This is a genomic window from Klebsiella sp. GG_Kp175 (assembly GCF_040062325.1).
In the GTDB taxonomy this organism is placed as follows: domain Bacteria; phylum Pseudomonadota; class Gammaproteobacteria; order Enterobacterales; family Enterobacteriaceae; genus Klebsiella; species Klebsiella quasipneumoniae.
Genome location: NZ_JBEAFX010000004.1, coordinates 198121 through 220548 on the forward strand (window position 1 = coordinate 198121; position 22428 = coordinate 220548).

19 protein-coding genes are annotated in these 22428 nt (G+C 58.5%); 8 read left to right on the forward strand and 11 right to left on the reverse strand.

Annotated elements, in window-relative coordinates:
- Positions 1-196: 196 nt before the first annotated feature.
- Both ABLU73_RS09695 and yeaG read right to left on the reverse strand, forming a co-directional pair.
- Complete coding sequence (locus ABLU73_RS09695) at positions 197-1480, reverse strand: YeaH/YhbH family protein (RefSeq protein ID WP_348850161.1); 1284 nt, start codon at positions 1478-1480, stop codon at positions 197-199.
- Between the two features lie 85 nt (positions 1481-1565).
- Positions 1566-3500, reverse strand: coding sequence for a protein kinase YeaG (gene yeaG, locus ABLU73_RS09700; protein WP_004203779.1), 1935 nt, complete (start codon positions 3498-3500; stop codon positions 1566-1568).
- 416 nt (positions 3501-3916) lie between these two features.
- Between yeaG and ABLU73_RS09705 the strand changes: the two genes are divergently transcribed.
- Both ABLU73_RS09705 and ABLU73_RS09710 read left to right on the forward strand, forming a co-directional pair.
- A complete protein-coding gene (locus ABLU73_RS09705) occupies positions 3917-4663 on the forward strand; it encodes a MipA/OmpV family protein (protein WP_004203780.1) in 747 nt (248 codons plus the stop codon).
- A 91-nt stretch (positions 4664-4754) separates the two neighbouring features.
- Complete coding sequence (locus tag ABLU73_RS09710; protein ID WP_023317989.1) at positions 4755-5609, forward strand: aldo/keto reductase; 855 nt, start codon at positions 4755-4757, stop codon at positions 5607-5609.
- A gap of 60 nt (positions 5610-5669) precedes the next feature.
- On the opposite strand, the gene ABLU73_RS09715 is transcribed toward ABLU73_RS09710, so the two are convergent.
- Positions 5670-6554 carry a D-hexose-6-phosphate mutarotase gene (locus ABLU73_RS09715; protein WP_004203783.1) on the reverse strand — a complete coding sequence of 295 codons (885 nt, stop codon included), beginning with the start codon at positions 6552-6554 and terminating at the stop codon, positions 5670-5672.
- A gap of 74 nt (positions 6555-6628) precedes the next feature.
- Positions 6629-7624, reverse strand: coding sequence for a glyceraldehyde-3-phosphate dehydrogenase (gene gapA / locus ABLU73_RS09720; protein ID WP_264923548.1), 996 nt, complete (start codon positions 7622-7624; stop codon positions 6629-6631).
- Between the two features lie 338 nt (positions 7625-7962).
- Between gapA and msrB the strand changes: the two genes are divergently transcribed.
- Positions 7963-8376: a peptide-methionine (R)-S-oxide reductase MsrB gene (msrB, locus tag ABLU73_RS09725; protein WP_004203786.1), complete on the forward strand. Its 414-nt coding sequence runs from the start codon at positions 7963-7965 to the stop codon at positions 8374-8376.
- Between the two features lie 43 nt (positions 8377-8419).
- Positions 8420-8698 carry a YeaC family protein gene (locus ABLU73_RS09730; RefSeq protein ID WP_004203787.1) on the forward strand — a complete coding sequence of 93 codons (279 nt, stop codon included), beginning with the start codon at positions 8420-8422 and terminating at the stop codon, positions 8696-8698.
- Between the two features lie 93 nt (positions 8699-8791).
- Here the strand turns inward: ABLU73_RS09730 and yajD are convergent, their stop codons facing one another.
- The 5 genes from yajD to sppA form a co-directional block, all read right to left on the reverse strand.
- Positions 8792-9136: an HNH nuclease YajD gene (gene yajD / locus ABLU73_RS09735; protein WP_002901254.1), complete on the reverse strand. Its 345-nt coding sequence runs from the start codon at positions 9134-9136 to the stop codon at positions 8792-8794.
- A gap of 163 nt (positions 9137-9299) precedes the next feature.
- Complete coding sequence (locus ABLU73_RS09740) at positions 9300-10553, reverse strand: glycoside hydrolase family 18 protein (protein WP_192080071.1); 1254 nt, start codon at positions 10551-10553, stop codon at positions 9300-9302.
- Positions 10554-10723: 170 nt separating this feature from the next.
- Positions 10724-11365, reverse strand: coding sequence for a bifunctional nicotinamidase/pyrazinamidase (gene pncA / locus ABLU73_RS09745; RefSeq protein ID WP_004203790.1), 642 nt, complete (start codon positions 11363-11365; stop codon positions 10724-10726).
- A 9-nt stretch (positions 11366-11374) separates the two neighbouring features.
- Complete coding sequence (gene ansA / locus ABLU73_RS09750) at positions 11375-12394, reverse strand: asparaginase (protein ID WP_186933592.1); 1020 nt, start codon at positions 12392-12394, stop codon at positions 11375-11377.
- Between the two features lie 138 nt (positions 12395-12532).
- Positions 12533-14386 carry a signal peptide peptidase SppA gene (gene sppA / locus ABLU73_RS09755; RefSeq protein WP_004203792.1) on the reverse strand — a complete coding sequence of 618 codons (1854 nt, stop codon included), beginning with the start codon at positions 14384-14386 and terminating at the stop codon, positions 12533-12535.
- 166 nt (positions 14387-14552) lie between these two features.
- On the opposite strand from sppA, the gene ABLU73_RS09760 reads away from it, so the two are divergent.
- Positions 14553-15104, forward strand: coding sequence for an NAD(P)H nitroreductase (locus ABLU73_RS09760; protein ID WP_004176531.1), 552 nt, complete (start codon positions 14553-14555; stop codon positions 15102-15104).
- A gap of 734 nt (positions 15105-15838) precedes the next feature.
- Here the strand turns inward: ABLU73_RS09760 and phoC are convergent.
- On the reverse strand, positions 15839-16585 hold the full coding sequence (gene phoC, locus ABLU73_RS09765; protein WP_004203793.1) for an acid phosphatase PhoC: 747 nt from the start codon (positions 16583-16585) through the stop codon (positions 15839-15841).
- Positions 16586-16810: 225 nt separating this feature from the next.
- Here phoC and selD point away from each other — a divergent pair, with 225 nt between their 5' ends.
- The 3 genes from selD (at position 16811) to ABLU73_RS09780 (ending at position 20955) form a co-directional block, all read left to right on the forward strand.
- Positions 16811-17854 (forward strand): selenide, water dikinase SelD, encoded by a 1044-nt coding sequence (selD, locus tag ABLU73_RS09770; protein ID WP_023318002.1) that lies wholly within the window; start codon positions 16811-16813, stop codon positions 17852-17854.
- A gap of 4 nt (positions 17855-17858) precedes the next feature.
- Positions 17859-19799, forward strand: coding sequence for a DNA topoisomerase III (locus tag ABLU73_RS09775; protein ID WP_004203795.1), 1941 nt, complete (start codon positions 17859-17861; stop codon positions 19797-19799).
- A 175-nt stretch (positions 19800-19974) separates the two neighbouring features.
- Positions 19975-20955: an NAD(P)H-quinone oxidoreductase gene (locus tag ABLU73_RS09780; protein ID WP_064177941.1), complete on the forward strand. Its 981-nt coding sequence runs from the start codon at positions 19975-19977 to the stop codon at positions 20953-20955.
- A gap of 43 nt (positions 20956-20998) precedes the next feature.
- Here ABLU73_RS09780 and gdhA read toward each other — a convergent pair whose 3' ends face one another.
- Complete coding sequence (gene gdhA, locus ABLU73_RS09785; protein ID WP_004203797.1) at positions 20999-22342, reverse strand: NADP-specific glutamate dehydrogenase; 1344 nt, start codon at positions 22340-22342, stop codon at positions 20999-21001.
- Between the last annotated feature and the right edge of the window lie 86 nt (positions 22343-22428).

The window sequence follows — 22428 nt, forward strand, 5'->3', positions numbered from 1 at the left end:
AGCAGATTAGGCAGTTATAATACACAGGGTTAGGGATTTGTACCTGGAATGTACAACATGGGGGAAAGAAGCATTTTGCGATGAGGCAGCTGCATCTATTCTGCACAAAAAATGGGCGTATTGATTAATAGAGAAATAAAAGCATTTAAAAAATAAATCAGCCAGCAGGTGACACTAACTGGCTGATTTTATTTAACTACGCTTCACTTTTAGAGGACTGCTTGTGAAACAGTTCGCGGAATACCGGGTAGATATCCTCCTGGTCGCGAATATGCTGCATGGCGAAATTATCAAAGGTCGCCTGCAGGTGTTCATACTCGCGCCACAGGGTCTGGTGCGCCCGGCGGGTAATTTCGATATAGCTGTAATAACGCACCACCGGCAGAATTTTCTTCGCCAGCAGTTCGTGGCACAGTGGGGAGTCATCGGCCCAGTTGTCGCCATCCGACGCCTGGGCGGCGTAGATGTTCCACTGCGCCGGGTCATAACGCGCCTGCACCACCTCATCCATCAGCTTGAGGGCGCTGGAAACGATGGTGCCGCCGGTTTCCTGAGAATAGAAGAATTCGTGTTCATCCACCTCTTTCGCCTGGGTATGGTGGCGGATATAGACCACATCGACGTTTTTATAGGTCCGGCTGAGGAACAGATACAGCAGGATATAAAAGCGCTTGGCCATGTCTTTGGTGGCCTGGTCCATCGAGCCTGAGACGTCCATCAGGCAGAACATTACCGCCTGGCTGGAGGGCTCCGGCCGTTTTTCGTAATTTTTGTAGCGTAAGTCAAAGGTGTCGATAAACGGCACCCGTTCAATTTTAGCCCGCAGCTCGGCAATCTCTTTGCGCAGGCGCTCCTCCTCCAGCAGCTGCACCGGCTCGCTGCGGCTAATGGTCTCCAGATCCTCCTCCAGAGCGCGCAGTTCACGGCGCTTGCCGGCGGTCATCGCAGTCCGACGGGCCAGCGAGTTCTGCAGCGAACGCACCACGCTGATGTTGGCCGGCACCCCGTTAGAGGTAAAACCCGCGCGATGGGTTTTAAACTCGTTTAGCTGCCGGTGCTGATTTTTCTTCAGGTTCGGCAGGGCGAGATCTTCAAACAGCAGATCCAGGTACTCATCTTTTGAAATCTGGAAGACAAACTCATCCTTCCCTTCGCCATCGGCGCTGGCTTGCCCCTGACCGCTGCCACCGCCGCCGCCGCCCCCTTGCGGGCGTTCGATCCGATCGTTTTGCACGAAATGGTCATTACCCGGGTGGACGCGGTTGCTTAGTCCGCCGCGACCCTGATGAAACATCGGCTCGTTGATATCGTCCGTCGGGATCGAGACGGATTCTCCGCTCTCAATATCGGTCACCGAGCGCTTGTTGATGGCCTCGGAGATTGATTGTTTAATCTGCGCCTTATAACGGCGCAAAAAGCGCTGACGATTGACGGCGCTTTTGTTTTTCCCGTTCAGGCGTCGGTCTATGAACCAGGTCATATGCCCTCCTGTACTGCATTAGCCAACTTTACTTATCATCATTCAGCTGCAGTTGACCCGGCGGCGCACCGCCGGGCTGGACGCATCAGGACGATTTACGAACCCGCAGGTACCACTCGCACAGCAGGCGAACCTGTTTGCGGGTGTAGCCTTTCTCCATCATGCGGTCGACAAAGTCGTCGTGTTTTTTCTGCTCATCGGTTGAGGTTTTGGCGTTAAACGAAATGACCGGCAACAGCTCTTCGGTATTGGAGAACATTTTCTTCTCAATAACCGTGCGCAGTTTCTCATAGCTGGTCCAGTTCGGATTACGTCCGCTGTTGTTGGCTCTGGCGCGCAGCACAAAGTTGACGATTTCATTACGGAAGTCTTTCGGGTTGCTGATCCCGGCCGGCTTCTCAATTTTCTCCAGCTCGGCATTCAATGATTCACGGTCAAACAGCTGGCCGGTGTCCGGATCGCGGTATTCCTGATCCTGGATCCAGAAGTCAGCGTAGGTGACATAGCGATCGAAAATGTTCTGCCCATACTCGGAGTAGGATTCCAGATAGGCGGTCTGGATCTCTTTGCCGATAAACTCGGCGTATTTCGGGATCAGATAGCCTTTGAGGAACTCCAGATAGCGCTCGGCCTGCTCCTGCGGGAACTGTTCGCGCTCAATCTGCTGCTCCAGGACATAGAACAGATGCACCGGGTTGGCCGCCACTTCAACATGGTCGAAGTTAAACACCCTTGAGAGGATCTTAAAGGCAAAGCGGGTGGAGAGCCCGTTCATCCCTTCATCCACCCCGGCGTAGTCGCGATACTCCTGATAGGATTTCGCTTTCGGGTCGGTATCTTTCAGGCTCTCGCCGTCATAGACCCGCATTTTCGAGTAGATACTCGAGTTTTCCGGCTCTTTCAGGCGCGACAGAATCGAGAAGCGCGCCAGCGTTTCCAGAGTGCCCGGGGCGCATGGCGCATGAGTCAACTCGCTGCTGTTGAGCAGTTTTTCATAGATACGGATCTCTTCGGAGATCCGCAGGCAATAAGGCACTTTGACGATATAGACGCGGTCGAGGAAGGCCTCATTGTTTTTGTTATTACGGAAGGTCACCCATTCCGATTCGTTTGAGTGGGCAAGGATGATCCCGTTAAACGGCAGGGCGGAGATCCCTTCGGTCCCGTTGTAGTTACCTTCCTGAGTCGCGGTCAGCAGCGGATGCAGCACCTTGATCGGCGCTTTAAACATCTCGACGAACTCCATGATCCCCTGGTTGGCGCGGCACAGCGCACCGGAGTAGCCGTAGGCGTCCGGGTCGTTCTGCGCATAGTGTTCCAGCTTGCGGATATCCACTTTACCCACCAGCGCCGAAATATCCTGGTTGTTTTCATCGCCCGGTTCGGTTTTGGCGATGGCGACCTGTTCGAGAATCGATGGCCAGACTTTGACCACGCGGAATTTCGTGATATCGCCGCCAAACTCATGCAGGCGTTTGGCCGCCCATGGCGACATAATAGTGCCGAGATAGCGGGTAGGGACGCCATACTCTTTCTGAAGGATCTGCGCATCCTCCTGCGGATTGAACAGGCACAGCGGGTGATCGTTAACCGGGCTGCGCTCGCCGTTGGCGCTCAGCACATAGATAGGCACGCGCTGCATCAGGGCTTTCAGCCGTTCAGCCAGCGATGATTTACCCCCGCCCACCGGTCCCAGCAGATAGAGGATCTGTTTCTTCTCTTCCAGCCCCTGGGCGGCATGCTTGAGGTAGGAAACGATCTGCTCAATGGCGTCTTCCATACCGTAAAACTCTTCAAACGCCGGATAGCGTGCGATAACCCGGTTTGAAAAGAGACGGGATAGCCGCGGCTCGAGAGCCGTATCAACCATGACGGGTTCACCAATGGCCATCAACAGACGTTCTGCCGCATTGGCATAGGCACTGCGATCTTGCCGGCAGATGGTAAGAAACTCCTGCAGTGTGAACTCTTCGTCCTTGGCAGCTTCATAGCGCTGGCGATAGTGATCGAATATATTCATGGCATGCCGTCCTTTCGTTTTTTAGCACAGGTTGAGAGCCGTTCATATGAATAGTGGGGGCCCCCGGAAGACATAAGCTGAACATCGCTCTCCTGGTATCCAGCAACCCTTATGCCAGGTTGCGGGTGGGGTAGCGTGAATGTGCCCTGCAATTACACCTTCTAAATTTAAGCGTAGATGCATTTAGAAATCTTGCATGACGCAGAAAATCAATTTCAATGACATATCAATAACTCATCCTGAAAAAGACGCTTTTTGCTTCGCCGGGACGTGAAGCTGTCATCGGGCTGTCACCAGATGGTAAGAGAAGGGTGGGAAAGTGAACGATTTGTGTCATATCGGGTAAAGAATTTGAGGCATGAGACCTACGACGGTAAACTGCACGGGCTGATTATTTGACAACGGGAATATGGATTGTGACTAAAATCAAACTTCTGGCACTCGGCGTGCTGATTGCGACCTCCGCCAGCGCGGCGCATGCCGATGGGAAGTTCACGCTTGGCGCTGGCGTCGGCATCGTTGAGCATCCGTACAAGCAGTATGATGCGGATGTTTATCCGGTGCCGGTCATTAGTTATGAGAGCGATAACTTCTGGTTCCACGGTCTGGGTGGGGGTTACTACCTGTGGAATGACACCAATGATAAGCTGTCGATAACGGCTTACTGGTCGCCGATGTACTTCAAGCCGGGCGACAGCGATAGCGAACAAATGCGTCGCCTGGATAAACGTAAATCAACCGTGATGGCCGGTCTTTCTTATGTCCACAACACGCCCTATGGTTTCCTGCGCACGACGATTGCCGGCGATACGCTGGATAACAGCAACGGCATCAACTGGGATCTCGCCTGGCTGTACCGCTACACCAACGGGAACCTGACGCTGACACCGGGCATCGGCGTGGAGTGGAACAGCGACAATCAGAACGAATACTATTATGGCGTCTCGCAGCACGAGTCCCGTCGTAGCGGCATGCGCAGCTACGATCCGGACAGCAGCTGGAACCCGTATCTGGAGCTGTCGGCCAACTATCGCTTCCTCGGCGACTGGAGCGTATACGGTATTGCGCGCTACACCCGTCTGTCGGATGAAATTACCGATAGCCCGATGGTGGACAAATCCTGGAGCGGTCTGATCTCAACCGGGATCACTTACACCTTCTGATTGTGCATTATTACAGTGCGCTTTATGCATCAAAACAGGGCTTCGTGCCCTGTTTTGCTTTATGGTGGTGCAGGGCGCTAAGTAGGAGACGATGGTGAAAAAAACAGTATGCTTTGGCGAGCAGGCGGCAGTTCCGGCCATCGGGCTGGGGACCTGGTATATGGGCGAGAACGCGGCGCAGCGTCAGCAGGAGGTGGCTGCACTGCGCGCGGGCATCGACCATGGCCTGACGGTAATCGATACCGCTGAGATGTATGCCGACGGCGGGGCGGAGGAGGTGGTGGGCCAGGCGGTCCGCGGCCTGCGCGACCGGGTAGTGCTGGTCTCCAAAGTCTATCCCTGGCACGCCGGCGGCGCGGCGATGCGCCGCGCCTGTGAAAACAGTCTGCGCCGGCTGCAGACCGACTATCTGGATATGTATCTCCTGCACTGGCGGGGCGATATCCCGCTAGAGGAGACGGTCGAGGCGATGGAAAGGCTGGTGGCCGAGGGTAAAATCCGCCGCTGGGGCGTCTCCAATCTGGACACCGACGATATGCAGGCGCTGTGGCGCACGGCGGGTGGCGAACGCTGCGCCACCAATCAGGTGCTCTATCATCTCGCGTCGCGGGGCATTGAATACGATCTCCTGCCCTGGTGCCAGCAGCACACCCTGCCGGTGATGGCCTATTGTCCGCTGGCGCAGGCGGGGCGCTTACGCGATGGACTTTTTCAGCATACCGATATCATCAAAATGGCTAACGAGCGGGGCGTGACGGTGGCGCAGCTGCTGCTGGCCTGGGTGATTCGTCATCCGGGAATGCTGGCGATCCCGAAAGCGGCCAGTATTGAACATGTGGTGCAGAATGCCGCCGCGCTTGATCTCGTTCTCAGCCCGCAAGAGCTTGCGCAGCTGGACCGCCTCTATCCACCGCCGCCGCGGAAAACCCGGTTGGATATGGTTTAACCCACAGCGCATCCTGGTGGAGAAGAGAAAAAGCCCCGTGATAAACGGGGCTTTTTGCGCTTAGCGTTTTTTCACGCTGATGGTTTGCGCCAGGCGAGACGGGGTCTCTTCACTGGCTTTCTGCGGCTGGGTCACGCAGCAGGTTTCGACGCACACGAAGGTTTTGTAGCCATCGTCCGGCATGTCGCCCATGCTGACGGACAGCGCCGGGCCCGGGTTCCAGGCCACCACGTTGTGCTGATGATGATGCACCACGTCGATAGTGCGACTGAGCGCGTCGTCGTGGATCACGCTGCAGCCTTCGGCGTCGAGATAGACGCGGTCGGTACGATCCGGGAAGGTCTGCACGCCGTTGCTCAGAACGCCTTCTTCGGCATTTTTCACTTTATCGATATAGCGCTCGCCAAGACCGCTCACTTTCACCGCCGCGATATCGCCGACGTTGAAGTAGCTGTGCAGGGCAGAGGTGGTCTCAAATTCGCCGTGGGCTTCCAGTTCGATTTCGCAGGTCTTGCCCAGCTTGAAGCGGGCATAGAGGGTGAACTCATGCGGCCACAGCTTCATGGTTTCGGCGCTGTTCTGCAGCGCAAAGGTCAACATCACGCCGCCGTCGTCTTCATCATGGCCTTCCAGGGTCCACGGCAGGTTGCGGGCAAAGCCGTGCGACGGCAGGCCCTGCTGCGCCGATGGGCCAAACCAGGGCCAGCAAATCGGCACGCCGCCGCGCAGGGCGACGCCCTGTTTAAACGGGGTGTTGTTGCTCAGCCACAGGACTTCTTCTTCACCGGCGGGTTTCCAGGAGAGCAGATGCGCCCCCTGCAGCGCCACAGAGGCTTTCACCTGCGGATGGTCGATGACAATCAGCTCCAGGTCGTCCAGCTGGCGACGGGAGATAACGGGCGAAATGGTTTCATTCACCGGGAGAGCAAAAATTTTATTTATCATTGTGCAATCCTATCTCTGCAGACAAAAAAAAGAGCGACCGAAGTCGCTCTTACAGATTACTTTTTCATCTCAACTTATTTGGAGATGTGGGCAATCAGGTCCAGAACTTTGTTGGAGTAGCCAGTTTCGTTGTCGTACCAGGAAACCAGTTTAACGAAGTTGTCGTTCAGTGCGATACCCGCTTTAGCATCGAATACGGAAGTGCAAACTTCGCCGTTGAAGTCGGTAGAAACAACGTCGTCTTCGGTGTAACCCAGAACGCCTTTCATTGCGCCTTCAGAAGCGGCTTTGATAGCTTTCTTGATTTCTTCGTAGGACGCTGCTTTTTCCAGACGAACGGTCAGGTCAACAACGGATACGTTCGGAGTCGGAACGCGGAACGCCATACCGGTCAGTTTGCCGTTCAGTTCTGGCAGTACTTTACCTACTGCTTTAGCAGCGCCGGTAGAGGACGGGATGATGTTCTGAGCTGCGCCGCGGCCGCCGCGCCAGTCTTTGTGAGACGGGCCATCAACGGTTTTCTGGGTAGCGGTGGTAGCGTGGACGGTGGTCATCAGGCCTTCAACGATACCGAAGTTGTCGTTGATGACTTTAGCCAGCGGCGCCAGGCAGTTGGTGGTGCAGGATGCGTTGGAAACGATGTCCTGGCCAGCGTAAGTGTCGAAGTTAGCGCCGCGAACGAACATCGGGGTGTTGTCTTTGGACGGGCCAGTCAGAACGACTTTTTTCGCGCCAGCGTTGATGTGTTTACGAGCGGTTTCGTCGGTCAGGAAGATACCGGTTGCTTCAGCAACAACGTCAACACCAACTTCGTCCCACTTCAGGTTAGCCGGGTCACGTTCAGCGGTAACACGGATTTTTTTACCGTTAACGACCAGATGACCGTCTTTCACTTCAACGGTGCCGTCGAAACGACCGTGAGTGGAGTCATACTTCAGCATGTAAGCCATGTACTCTGCGTCTAACAGGTCGTTGATTGCAACGATCTCGATGTCAGAACGTTTCTGAGCAGCACGGAAAACAATGCGACCGATACGGCCAAAACCGTTGATACCTACTTTGATAGTCATATATTCCACCAGCTATTTGTTAGTGAATAAAAGGTTGCCTGTAAAATTACAAAAACCTTACGCAGCGTCAAGCGGAATCGTGTCAATCATTGCGACAAATCAATCCTGAGCAGACCTTTGCGCGATTGATTTGCCTCACTCTCCCTTTGAGCCCAATTCCATATGGGGGCTGCGCGCGGAATTTTAAAGGGCATTTAAGATAAAAACGTGATTTAAGTCACAATTATCTGGCTGCCTGTGGGCACCGGATAAGTTTAGAACAAAAGTGTACGCTTCATTGTTAATGTTTTGTTAGAATTGGGGCGAAAGTTGTCCATTGCAAAGCGAGATGTAAGCCCATGGCAAATAAACCCTCCCCGGAAGAGCTGAAAAACGGCTTGAGCGAAATGCAGTTTTACGTGACCCAACATCATGGTACCGAACCGCCTTTCACCGGACGGCTGCTGCACAACAAGAAAAATGGCGTGTATCACTGCCTGGTGTGCGATGCGCCGCTGTTCAACTCCCAGACCAAGTACGACTCTGGCTGCGGCTGGCCGAGCTTCTACGAGCCGGTAAGCGAAGAGGCCATTCGCTATCTGGACGACAGCTCCCACGGCATGCAGCGCATAGAGATCCGCTGCGGAAATTGTGATGCCCACCTCGGTCACGTGTTTCCGGATGGCCCGCAGCCGACCGGCGAGCGCTATTGTGTGAATTCGGCGTCGCTCAGCTTCACCGATGAGCAGAACGGCGAGCAGATCAAGGGTTGAAGAAACGATTCAGCAAATTATTCCAGGTGGAGATGAGCGGAAGATGGATATTGAGCAAATTATCGACAGCATGACCCCGGAAGTGTATCAGCGTCTGGCGACGGCGGTGGAGCTGGGAAAATGGCCGGATGGCGTGGCGCTGACGCCGGAGCAGAAGGAAAATAGCCTGCAGCTGGTGATGCTGTGGCAGGCCCGGTATAACACCGACGCCCAGCATATGACCATCGATACTCGCGGGCAGATGGTGATGAAGAGCAAACAGCAGCTGAAGGAAGATTTCGGTATCGTGCCGAAGCCGATCGCAACCGTGAAGCTGCAATAAACTGCCGGCCGGCGGGGAGAGGTTCCGGCGTCGGGTGATCCGGCGCCGGAAGGGTTAGCGTCTACGACCGAGCCCGGCGGTCAGCCGCTTCGCTTACTTTTTGTTCATCATCGCTTTCAGGTCGGCAAACGGATTGTAGGTGGCCTCGCCGACGCTCTTTTGCGCATCTTCGCCGGCCACCACCGTGGAGCCATACTGATCGGCTTCGGTGTACTTGGAGTGTTCGTGATCGTGACAGTAGAGGCACAACATCTCCCAGTTGCTGCCATCTTCCGGGTTATTGGAGTGGTCGTGATCGATATGGTGCACCGTCAGCTCGCGCAGATTGGAGTAGACAAACTCCCGCGAGCAGCGTCCGCATACCCAGGGAAAGAGCTTGAGCGCCTTTTCGCGATAACCCACTTCCAGACGTGCGTAATTTTTGGGGATATAGGCCATGGCCCCCTGCCTCCTGTCAAACGGTTAAGCTGCGCCAGCCCCTGGCGCAGCGGATAACAGGCATCATAACCTATCCCGGGCGGCGCGATATACCTGCATTGCAGGCGATGCTGCCTGCGTCACGCCGCCCGGCGGCGACGATGCGGCGGAGGAACAGCCGCGATTAGTGTTTGATCCCCAGGGATTCCGCCAGCTGGCGGGCCAGCTGGTTCTGGTCATCGGCGCCATACTCCCAGAACATCGCCCCGGCGAGGCCCTTCGCCTTGATGTAGTCCGCCTTGATGGCTACCGAGCGCGGGTTCTCATAGGAAAGGGCGAACAGCGGCTTGCCCTCCGTGGACTGCACCGACAGCCACGGCACTTTCGCCTCATCGTCCCAGTGCTCGGTAAAGCGTTTCTGCGGATCGTTGAGCAATTTGCCCACGATATCATTGTATTTCACGTAGGTGTCTTTGCTCAGGTCATAGCCCAGCGAGGCAAACAGCGCGATCTGCTGTGGACCAAAATAGGGTTGGGTGACCGGGTTCTTTTGCGCATCCGCTTTACTCCAGTCGATCCCCGGCTCGACCGCCCGTTTTGGTACCCGGCCATAAAAACCAATCCCGAGGTTCATCTGGCTGGGTTTAAGCCCGGCGGCCAGGTAATTGTTGACCACAAAATCGGCGCTGTATTTATCCGCCGCGGCGACCGTCGGCCAGTGGCTGGAGTCATACAGGTTCGAGTTGAAGTACTGCGTGCCGTAGGCCATGTCGTAGGTCATCAGGTTGATGTAGTTCAGCACCGGGGCCACCGCTTTGACATCCACCCAGCTTTTCGGGCTTTCGGCGTTGGCGCCCACGGCAATAGTAACCAGTTTCTTCGTACCAAACGCTGCGCGCAGCTCTTTTAACAGCGCGGTAAAGTTATCGCGATCGGCCGGTTGACTGGCAACCAGCCCCCACGCACCGTTGACCGGAAACTCCCAGTCGAGGTCAATCCCATCCAGACCATATTTTTCAACAATTTCCTGCGCAGACTGAATAAACACCTTACGGGTTTCTTTGCTTGCCGCCGCGCCGGAGAAACCGCGCGCCCCCCAGCCGCCGACCGACAGCAGGACCTTGAGGTCCGGGTTCTGTTTACGCAGGGCAGGGAGCTTTTGCAGATCCGCCTGCACCTTTGGCGACAGCCAGATCTCGTGCAGATGGTCAGGATCCTTCAGGGCCGCATTGGTCTCGTCTTTTTCATCGTTATAGATAAGGCCAAACGAGTAGTTGAGATGGGTGATCTGCCGGACGTCCAGCTTGTCGATATCCCCGCCCGGCCCGGCAGTGACGTCGCCGCCGCCGTTGAAATAGCCGACGGACATCAGCGGTTGGGCAGAGAGCGCGGAAGCGCAAAGCAGGGGCAAGGCTGCCAGCAAGGGCAAACGTTTCATAGTGGTTCCTCTTTGACATAAAAAAATAACCGCGCCACGGAAATGGCGTGGCGAAAAAACAGCCTTGCCAGACTACCAGCAATAACTTGTTGAAACTGCGAGAGAGTTCAATTTATGGACGATAACGAAGCGGCAGAAGAAGACCCGGCGCGGAAGCGCCGGGTGAAGGATCAGGCGTGGGTTTCCCGCCAGTCATCAAGGGTATAGAGCGTGGCGCCTGCGGCGGCCATCTCCATAAACGCCTGGCTGCTGTCCTGCGGCTGAAGGTTCACCCCGCGGCAGCCGTCGGTAATGACGTTGACCGCGTAGCCGAGCGCCAGAGCATCCAGCACGGTAAACTTCACGCAATAATCAGTGGCGAGGCCGAGAACGGTCAGCTCCACGATCCCCTGACCACGCAGCCAGCCGTCCAGTTCGGTTTTCTGCCGGTGACCGTTGTCAAAAAAAGCGCTGTAGCTGTCGATGACCCGGTTTTGCCCTTTGTGGAACACGGCGGCGATCGCCTGCTGCTTGAGCAGGGGATGCAGCGCCGCGCCTTCGCTGTGCTGAACGCAGTGATCCGGCCAGAAAGTTTGCGCCAGGCCGTCCAGGTCGCCCACAGTGTAGGGCTCCACCTGGTGCTGGCTGGCGAAGCTGCCGTGATCCGCCGGATGCCAGTCCTGACTGGCGACGATGGGCTCGCCGCGCGCCAGGCTCCAGTCGATAAGCGCGTTGGCCACCTCGACGGTGCTGTCGCCTTCGGGAACCGCCAGCGCGCCGCCGGCGCAGAAGTCGTTCTGCAAATCAACCAGTAACAGCGCTCGATGTGCCATACTTCCTCCTTAAGCTTCGTCAGGGGTCAGTTCGCCACGCAGATTCTGCTGCATCGCCGCGCGAATGGCGTCAACGTCCAGCTGCTGGCTCAGCAGATAGTGTAGCTTGGTCAGCGTCGCTTCCACCGTCATATCGAAACCACTGATGACTCCCGCCTGGGCGAGGGCATTGCCGGTGGCATAGCCGCCCATGTTCACTTTGCCGGACATACACTGCGTCAGATTGACCACCACAATGCCGCGCTGGCTGGCTTCCGCCAGCACCTGAATAAACTCGCCATTCTGCGGGGCATTGCCGACGCCGTAGGAGCGGAGGATCAGCGCTTTCACCGGCTGGCGCAGGAAATTACGCACCACGTCGGCGGAGATGCCGGGGTAAATCGTCACCACGCCAATCGGCTGCGGGGTGATGGGGTGCACAATCAGCTCCCCACGGCCCTGCGGCGCCGGCGGGGTACCGAGACGGCGAATATGGATCCCGGCCTCCAGCAGCGGCGCGAGGTTGGGCGAGGCGAAGGCGTCAAAGCCGTCGGCATGGGCTTTAGTGGTACGGTTGCCGCGGAACAGTCGATTGTTGAAGAACAGCGCCACTTCGTTAATCGGATAGTTGGCGGCGACGTACAGGGCATTGAGCAGGTTGATCTGGCCGTCGGAACGCAGCTCGGCCAGCGGGATTTGTGACCCTGTCACAATCACCGGTTTGCCGAGATTTTCCAGCATGAACGACAGCGCTGAGGCGGTAAACGCCATGGTGTCGGTACCGTGGAGGATCACAAAGCCATCATACTCCGCGTAATGGCTGCGGATATCGTCGGCGATGTGCTGCCAGTCCTCAGGGGTCATATCGGATGAGTCCATCAGCGGTTGGTATTCATTGATCGTGAAGTCCGGCATCTCCGGACGATGGAACTCCGGCATCAGCGCCAGCTGACGCTGCAGATGGCCGGAAACGGGTACATAGCCGTGTTCGGAGCGCTGCATACCGATGGTCCCACCGGTGTAGGCAACGTAAATCGATTTTTTTTGCATAGCATCGCTTAGGTTGGTCGTAGACAGGCGCAGTATAAAGAGACGGAGGAAAAAATACAGTGTTGGCCGCTCGCTTTGTGGCGGCGCTGGCAGGTGCGGAAAAAAGGCTGCCCCGTGAGACGGGGCAGCCGCTGCGTATTAACGAATGTTGGCGCAGGTCAGGCAGAAGGCATAGCGGTTCTGCGGGTCGTTGAACGCCGCCAGCTTGTCGCTTTCCGCTTTCACCGTCTCGGCCGCCGCGGCCACCGGCGCAGGCAGCCAGGCCTGAATGGCGGCCGGCAGCGAGGCGCGTACCGAGCCGGTCAGGCTGTCCAGCACCATCGAGAAGAAGGTTGGCTCTTCCTGATAGTAGTTAAGGTGCCAGGTTTTCAGCTTCGCCAGCTCGGCGGCCTTGGCCACCGCGTCGTCGAAATCGCCGAGGCTGTCGACAAGACCGTTGGCTTTGGCATCTTCCCCGGTCCAGACGTGGCCCTGGGCTATCTGGTCGATTTTCTCCGGCGTGCTCTTACGGGCGTTAGCCACCAGGGTGATAAAGCGCTGATAGCCGTTCTCAATGCTCAACTGCATCAGCTGCTGCACTTCCGGCGGCAGCGCTTTGGTGCTGGAGATATCCGCCAGCGGCGACGTGGCGACGCCGTCGGTGTGGACGCCAATCGACCCGAGGGTATTTTCCACGGTGTTGATCACCCCAAAGATGCCAATGGAGCCGGTGAGGGTGCTTGGGTTCGCCACGATGTAATCCGCGGGAGTGGAGATCCAGTAGCCGCCGGACGCCGCCATGCCGCCCATTGAAACGACCACCGGTTTACCCGCGGCTTTGGCTGCCGCCAGCTCTTCACGAATGATTTCCGAGGCGGTCACGCTGCCGCCAGGGCTGTTCACGCGAAGAACGATGGCCTTAATTTTCGGGTCGAGGCGCGCATCGCGAATTTGCGCTGCGGTGGTGTCGCCGCCGACGTTGCCCGGGGTCTCCTCGCCGTCCATGATGGCGCCGTTGGCGAAGATCACCGCGATAGCGGAACCCTGGTCAGACGGCGTCTTCACGTTGTAGTCGTAATAGCTAATCGCCCGATAATTGTTATCCGCTTTGCTCCAGCCAAACTGTTTGGTCAGCGCTTTTTCCACTTCCGTGGAGGTCGCCAGCTCATCCACCAGCTTATTGTCCAGCGCATATTTCGCCGTATCGCCGCCCACTTTACGCAGGCCATCGATAATGCCCTGGGCGCCCGGGAAGAGCTGCTGGGCGGTGATCTGCCGGTTGGCGGCAATGGTGTTGAGGTAGTTCTGCCACAGTTCGCCAATCCAGCGGCTGTCCGCTTCGCGGGCGGCAGGGGACATGTCATCGCGAATGAAAGGCTCGACGGCGGATTTATAGGTGCCGACGCGGAAGACATGGGTGGAGACTTTCAGCTTATCCAGCAGCGACTTGTAATACAGCCCGTTGGTGGCGAAGCCGTGGAGGTCTACCTCGCCCTGCGGCGAGAGCCAGATTTTGTTGGCAAAGCTCGCCAGGTAGTACTGGCCCTGGCTGTAGCTGCTGCCGACGGCATAGACCGGTTTGCCGCTGTCGCGGAATTCGCGCAGCGCTTTACCGATGTACTGCATGGACGGCTGATCGCCGCCGACGAAGTTTTTCAGATCCAGCACAATACCGGTGATATTACGATCATCCTTCGCCTGACGGATGGTCTGCACGATATCGAACAGAGAATTCTCCTGCAAACGGTCCGAGCTGGCACCAAACAGCTGGCGGCCTATCACGCCGAGTTTGCTGCTGGCGGAAGGTTTATCCACCACCACGCCGGTAATATCCAGGAGCAGCGCGCCGCGGGCGGCATGTTCGCTGGTGGTGCTGCTGAACTGGCTCCAGATGCCGATACACACCAGCACCAGTACCAGGAAGATCGCATTGAGGGCCAGTTTGCGAATAAAGTTGAGTATCCGCCACGTCCATTTAAAAAAGCTGGCAATCAGTCGCCAAAGGGTTCGCATGTCTTCTCCCTAACGTTATCTAAAAATGGGCAGGCCGCAGGGGCCGCCGCGTCTGGCTATCCTAAAGAGTGAGCCGTCGGTTGTCAGCAGGAATCACCGACCGCGCTGTAACAAAATCCTTGTGCATGTTAATTTTATGAAAAATGACATCACAGGAGTTATACAGATGGATGCTCTCGACCTACTGCTTAATCGCCGCAGCGCTTCCCGCCTGGCGGAACCGGCCCCGGCTGGCGAACAGCTGGAAAACATTCTGCGCGCCGGGCTGCGCGCCCCGGATCATGGCACCCTGCAGCCGTGGCGCTTTTTCATTATCGCCGATGACGGCCGCGAACGCTTCAGTCAGTTGCTGGAAAAGGGGGCCAGGGAGGCCGGTCAGGATGAGAAGGGCATAGAGAAAGCCCGAAATGCGCCGTTCCGCGCGCCGCTAATCATTACCGTCGTGGCGCGTTGTGAAGACCACCCGAAGGTGCCGCGCTGGGAGCAGGAGATGTCCGCTGGCTGCGCGGTGATGGCGATGCAGATGGCGGCCCTGGCTCAGGGATTCAACGGCATCTGGCGCAGCGGAGCATTGACCGAGAGCCCGGTGGTGCGCGCCGGCTTCGAGTGCCGCGAGCAGGATAAAATCGTCGGTTTCCTCTATCTGGGCACGCCGCAGCTGAAAGCCTCAACCACCATTGCCCTGCCGGATACCGCGCCGTTTGTGACGCGATTCTGAGTCAGCGGGTGTTATGCCGGGCTGCGGCTTGCGCCTTACCCGGCCAACGCATCCGGCTCTGACTGTCTGTAGGCCCGCGCAAGCGCAGCGCCGCCGGGCAAGGACAGCGGGTACGGAGCCGATTTTGTGCCGGGTGGCGGCTGTCGCCTTACCCGGCCTACGTTCGTACGACCTGTCGTTAATTTATTCACTTTTCTTGCTGAAACTGCCGGTGCTGGCGGCCTCAAAATCGCTGAGACGTTCCCGGCAGGCCGGGGCAGCCCGCATGGATGCGGGCTGAGGGCCGTGTTTTGCATGGACGCTGCCTCGGCCCGACCCGAAGCCTGCAGGGATAAGTCGAAGGGACCGCGCAGCGGCGATTTTGCTGGCCGGAGCCCGGGGGTACAGGGGGCGGCGGCGACTGGCCGCCCCCTGTGCGCTCCCGGCGCCATGAGTGACATAACGCAGACGATTAACCGGGAGCGCAAACTACGCTGAAGCCACAGATAACATAAACAACCACACTGCAGTGCTTCCCCTCACCCTGGCCCTCTCCCGGAGGGAGAGGGAACCGTCCGGCTGGCCGCGCAAGCGCAGCGCCGCCGGGCGACGGCAGCAAGCTCGGAGCCGCATCTATGCCGGGCGGCGGCTGGCGCCTGACCCGGCCTTCAAACCCTACCCTTCGAATCAATCGCGATTTGTCGCCCGGACAAGGCGCGCCAGGCGCCGTATCCGGGAGTTCAACGGTGATGACGTTACTTCTGCGTTTTGGCGAATTCGTCTTTGGCTTTCTGCAATTGCTGCTGGAAGGCCGGGTTGGTGTGCAGCGTGGCGACCACCGCGGAGCCGACGATGCGCGCCGCATCGACATCGCTCTGCCAGTGATAGCCGCAGATCACCCGGCTCTCGCCAAGCTCATAGCCGCGCTTCAAAATTTCGTTCTGCCGCTGCGGGTTGATCTCCGCCAGCACCAGGGCGGTGGCCCAGCCGATGGAGGTATGCCCGGACGGGTAAGAGCCGTTTTTCGCCAGCTTGTCCTGCTCGGTGGTGTTGCAGGTGGAGACGCCGTAGAAGGCAAACGGCCGAATGCGCATATACTTCTCTTTCGCGCCGCGGGTCGCCAGATCGCCGGCGTCTTCAATCATATTGGTCAGCAGCTTATGGAGCTGCGGCGCGTCTTTTTCGGTGATCGGCGAACCAAAGGCGCTGGAGAAGGCGTTAGCCACGCCGCCCGCGCTGAGGTTGGCATCCTCTGCCGCCAGCTTCCCGCGCTCGGTGTTGCGCAGCAGGCGCCCCTGCTCATACATCGCCTGATCGTTTAAGAACGCGATACTGCCCACCGCCGGCGGCGGCGGCAACAGCGCCAGGCTATCGATGGCCTGGGCATTGGTCAGATAGTAGAGATCGGGCTTGGTGGTGACATCGTTACCGGGGGGAACCAGTGCGAAGGCGTTAACGGAGAAAAAACTGGCCAGGCAAAGGGCAAGAACACGCTTTTTCATTAGAATTTCCTTACGTCATAATCATTCCAGAGAAGACAGTCCTGTGTTGTCACATTTCTGTCATCTTTAAGTAAAAGTGAAAATGGTCGGGAAAAAATTGCCGCGTCTCGCAAAAACGGCTTTTTGTCTGCTTAATGAGCAACCATAAGCGATTTCAGACTGTCGTACTTACCACCCTGGCGTTTGGGCGCTAACATAGCGGGATTGCAATGACAGGAGATGTCCATGAGCGAGCAAGCCATTCGTTTAACGCAATACAGCCACGGAGCCGGTTGTGGTTGTAAAATTTCCCCGAAAGTGCTGGAAACCATCCTGCATAGCGAGCAGGCGAAGTTCGTCGACCCGAACCTGCTTGTCGGCAACGAAACCAGCGATGATGCCGCCGTTTACGATCTCGGTAATGGCACGTCAATCGTCAGCACCACCGACTTTTTTATGCCGATTGTCGATAATCCGTTCGACTTTGGCCGCATTGCCGCCACCAACGCCATCAGCGATATTTTCGCCATGGGCGGGAAACCGATTATGGCGATTGCCATTCTCGGCTGGCCGATCAACACCCTGGCGCCGGAAATCGCCCGCGAGGTGGTGGAGGGCGGGCGCTTTGCCTGCCAGCAGGCCGGGATCGCGCTGGCGGGCGGCCACTCCATTGACGCCCCGGAGCCGATCTTCGGTCTGGCGGTCACCGGCGTGGTGCCCACCGAGCGCATCAAGAAAAACAGCACCGCGCAGGCGGGCTGCAAACTGTATCTCACCAAACCGCTGGGGATCGGCGTGCTGACCACCGCAGAGAAAAAATCGCTGCTCAAGCCGGAGCATCAGGGGCTGGCGACGGAGACCATGTGCCAGATGAACCTCGCCGGCGCCGCGTTTGCCGCTATCGACGGGGTGAAGGCGATGACCGACGTCACCGGCTTTGGCCTGCTCGGCCACCTCAGCGAGGTTTGTCGCGGAGCCGGCGTGCAGGCGCAACTGCGCTATGCCGATATCCCGAAACTGCCGGGGGTGGAGGAGTATATCGCCGCCGGCGCGGTGCCGGGCGGCACCGGGCGCAACTTTGCCAGCTACGGCCATCTGATGGGCGAGATGCCGACGGAGTGGCGCGATCTGCTCTGCGACCCGCAGACCTCCGGCGGTCTGCTGCTGGCGGTGACCCCGGAGGCGGAGGCGGAAGTGCAGGCTGCCGCGGCGGAGTTCGGTATTAAGCTGGCCGCCATCGGCGAGCTGGTGACCGCCCGCGGCGGACGACCCATGATCGAGATCCGTTGATTCGATGCGGTTGTTTATTGCAGAAAAACCGAGTCTCGGTCGGGCTATCGCCGATGTGTTGCCTAAACCGCATCGCAAAGGCGATGGCTTTATTGAGTGCGGCAACGGGCAGGTGGTCACCTGGTGTATCGGTCACCTGCTGGAGCAGGCGCAGCCGGACGTCTATGACAGCCGCTATGCCCGCTGGAATCTCACCGATCTGCCAATTGTGCCGGAGAAATGGCAGCTGCAGCCAAAACCTTCGGTCACCAAACAGCTGAATGTCATCAAGCGCCTGCTCGGCGAGGCCGAGGAGGTTATCCACGCCGGCGACCCCGACCGTGAGGGGCAGCTGCTGGTGGATGAGGTGCTCGACTACCTGCAGCTGGCGCCGGAGAAGCGTCAGCAGGTGCAGCGCTGTTTGATAAACGATCTTAACCCGCAGGCGGTTGAGCGGGCGATCAACCGCCTGCGCGCTAACAGCGAGTTTGTGCCGCTTTGCGTGTCGGCGCTGGCGCGGGCGCGCGCCGACTGGTTGTACGGCATCAATATGACCCGGGCCTATACCCTGCTGGGGCGCAACGCCGGCTATCAGGGGGTGCTCTCCGTGGGGCGGGTGCAGACCCCGGTGCTCGGCCTGGTGGTGCGCCGCGATGAAGAGATTGAAAACTTCGTCGCCAAAGACTTCTTCGATGTCAAAGCGCATATCGTCACGCCGCAGGAGGAGCGCTTTGTCGCGACCTGGGTGCCGAGTGAAGCCTGCGAACCTTACCAGGATGAAGAAGGGCGCCTGCTGCATCGTCCGCTGGCCGAGCACGTGGTTAAGCGTATTGAAGGCCAGCCGGCGCTGGTGACCGGCTATAACGATAAGCGCGATTCCGAACCCGCGCCGCTGCCGTTTTCGCTGTCGGCGCTGCAGATTGAGGCGGCCAAACGTTTCGGCTTCAGCGCGCAAAACGTGCTGGATATCTGCCAGAAGCTGTATGAAACCCACAAGCTCATCACCTATCCGCGTTCGGACAGCCGCTACCTGCCGGAAGAACATTTCGCCGGCCGCCATGCGGTGCTGAATGCGATTGCCGTCCATGCGGCGGATCTGCTGCCGCAGCCGGTGGTGGATCCGGAGATCCGCAACCGCTGCTGGGATGATAAAAAGGTCGACGCGCACCATGCGATTATCCCGACCGCCCGCAGCAGCCAGGTCAAACTCACCGATAACGAAGCGAAGGTCTACACCCTGATCGCCCGCCAGTATCTGATGCAGTTCTGCCCGGACGCGGTGTTCCGTAAATGCCAGATTGACCTCGAGATCGCCAACGGTAAGTTTGTCGCCAAAGCGCGTTTTCTGGCCGAGGCGGGCTGGCGGACGCTGCTTGGCAGCAAAGAGCGCGATGAAGAGAACGACGGCACGCCGCTGCCGGTGGTGGCCAAAGGCGATGAACTGCTGTGCGAGAGGGGCGAAGTGGTGGAGCGCCAGACGCAGCCGCCGCGCCACTTTACCGACGCCACGCTGCTGTCGGCGATGACCGGGATTGCCCGCTTCGTGCAGGATAAAGATCTGAAGAAGATCCTCCGCGCTACTGACGGCCTCGGCACCGAAGCAACCCGCGCCGGGATTATCGAGCTGCTGTTTAAGCGCGGTTTCCTGACTAAAAAGGGGCGCTATATCCACTCCTCGGAGGCCGGAAGGGCGCTGATTCATTCCCTGCCGGAGATGGCCGGTCGACCGGACATGACCGCCCACTGGGAGTCGGTATTGACGCAAATCAGCGAGAAACAGTGCCGCTATCAGGACTTTATGCAGCCGCTGGTGGGCACGCTGTATCAGCTAATCGAGCAGGCGCGCAGCACGCCGGTGCGCCAGTTCCGCGGTCTGGTGGCGCCGGGCGGGGCGAAAAAATCGTTCAGTAAAGGCAAAGCGAAAGGCAAAAAAGCGGCAGAGGATGCCGCGCCGCCGCCGCAATAACCTGCCCGGCGGCCGTGAGGAGGCCATTCCCCACGGCCGCCGTTTCTCCGCCAGACTGGTCAATGGTCTACACTAAACAGCCGGGAAGGGGGGGACGATCGCCCCGCAGAACGGGGGCGCCCATTGCCCTTCCCGATGCCTTGCTTAATTCTCTGACAGGCGATAAGGAGGACCCGTGAAATATATCGCTATCAGCCAACCGGGTGGCCCGGAGGTTTTACAGATCCGCGAAGGTGAGATCCCCACTATCGGGGAGCATGAGGTGCTCATCGAGGTGAAAGCGGCGGGCGTCAACCGGCCGGATATTCTGCAGCGCCAGGGTCTGTATCCCATGCCTGAGGGGGTTACCCCCGTGCCCGGCCTCGAGGTGGCGGGCGTGGTCGTGAAGGTTGGTGCGCAGGTTGCGGCCTTTGCCCCCGGGGATCGCGTCTGCGCGCTGACCAACGGCGGCGGGTATGCCGAATACTGCGCCGTCCCGGCAGGCCAGACGCTGCCGATCCCGGCTGGCCTCAGCTTTAGCGAAGCGGCCGCCATTCCGGAAACCTTCTTCACGGTGTGGGCGAACGTTTTCCAGCTCGGTAAGCTGCAGCCCGGCGAGAGCATTCTGATCCACGGCGGCGCCAGCGGGATTGGCACCACCGCGATCCTGTTGTGTAACGCGCTGGGGATGACCGTCTATGCCACCGTCGGCCAGGACGAAAAAATTGCCGCGCTGCGGCCCTACGCCACGGCGATCAACTACAAAACCGAAGATTTCGCTGAGAAAATTCATCAGCTGACCAACGATGAAGGGGTGGATGTCATTCTGGATATCGTGGGCGGCCCTTACTTTAACCGCAACCTGGGGCTGCTGAAAAAGGACGGGCGGCTGGTCATCATCGGCTTTATGGGCGGGCGAATGGCCCATGAGGTCGACATTCAGACCCTGATGCTCAAGCGGGCCACCGTCACCGGTTCCACCATGCGCGGCCGGACGGCGGCGGAGAAACAGGAGATTGCCGAGGCGCTGCGGCGCCACGTCTGGCCGCTGCTTGAGGCTGGGAAATGCAAGCCGATGATCTACGCCAGCTACCCGATGGCGGAAATTGCCGAGGCGCATGCCTGTCTGGACAGTGGTCAGCATCTGGGGAAAGTGGTGATCACGATGTCATCGTGAGAGACATCCCGGCGGGCAGCCGCCGGGATGGCGTGAGGGGAGGTTAAATCACGCCCTGGGCCAGCATGGCGTCCGCCACCTTGACGAAACCAGCGATATTGGCGCCGCGCACGTAGTTGGTCTGCTTCGCTTCACCGCCGTACTGCACGCAGGCGTGGTGGATATCCAGCATGATGTGATGCAGACGGGCATCCACTTTTTCCGCTTTCCAGCCCATGCGCGCGGCGTTCTGCGCCATCTCCAGACCGGACGTCGCCACGCCGCCGGCGTTGGCCGCTTTGCCCGGGGCAAACAGCACGCCAGCTTCAAGGAACAGATCGGTCGCGGCGATGGTGGTTGGCATGTTGGCGCCTTCCGCCACGGCCTTCACACCGTTGGCAATCAGCTGGCGAGCGGCGTCGGCATCCAGTTCGTTCTGGGTGGCGCAAGGCAGAGCGATATCCACCGGCACTGACCACGGCTGCTGGCCTTCGAGATAGGTGAGGCCAAATTCGCGGGCGTAGTCGGCCACCCGGCCGTGGGCACGCTCTTTGATGTCGATCAGGCGGGCCAGTTTTTCTTTGGTGAAGCCCGCTTCGTCAACGACGGTGCCGTTGGAGTCGGAGGCGGTGACCACCCGCGCGCCAAGCTCCATCGCTTTCTCAATGGCGTACTGCGCGACGTTGCCGGAGCCGGAAACCGCCACGCGAGCGCCTTCGAAGCCGAGGCCGTGACGTTTGAGCATCGCTTCGGTGAAGTAGATCAGGCCGTAACCGGTGGCTTCCGGACGGATCAGGCTGCCGCCGAATGAGAGGCCTTTACCGGTGAAGACGCAGGCGCTGTTGTTGGAGAGCTTACGCATCATTCCGGCCATAAAGCCGACCTCGCGGCCGCCGACGCCGATATCGCCCGCCGGTACGTCGGTATCCGGGCCCAGATGGCGATAAAGCTCGGTCATCAGCGCCTGGCAGAAGCGCATCACTTCGCCATCGCTCTTGCCTTTAGGATCGAAATCGCTGCCGCCTTTCCCGCCGCCCATCGGCAGCGTGGTCAGGGCGTTTTTGAAGGTCTGCTCGAAGCCAAGGAATTTGAGAATCGACAGGTTTACCGACGGGTGGAAGCGCATTCCGCCCTTATACGGGCCGATGGCCGAGTTGAACTGCACGCGCCACGCGCGGTTGACCTGGACCTGATTGCGGTCGTCCACCCACACCACGCGGAACTGGATCACGCGCTCCGGTTCCACCAGACGTTCCAGCAAAGCAAGCTGACGATAGCGCGGATTTTCCTCAAGGAAAGGCCACAGGGTGGTCATGACCTCCCGGACGGCTTGAGCAAATTCGGTTTGATGGGGATCGCGCTGTTGAACGCGGGTGAGAAAGCCTTCCAGAGTGCACGTCTGATCCATAGATATAAGTTCCCCTTATGGTTGTGGTTGCATGTATTTATTATGATTCGGTCCTTGAAAAAACCGATTTTCCGACTATAACACCG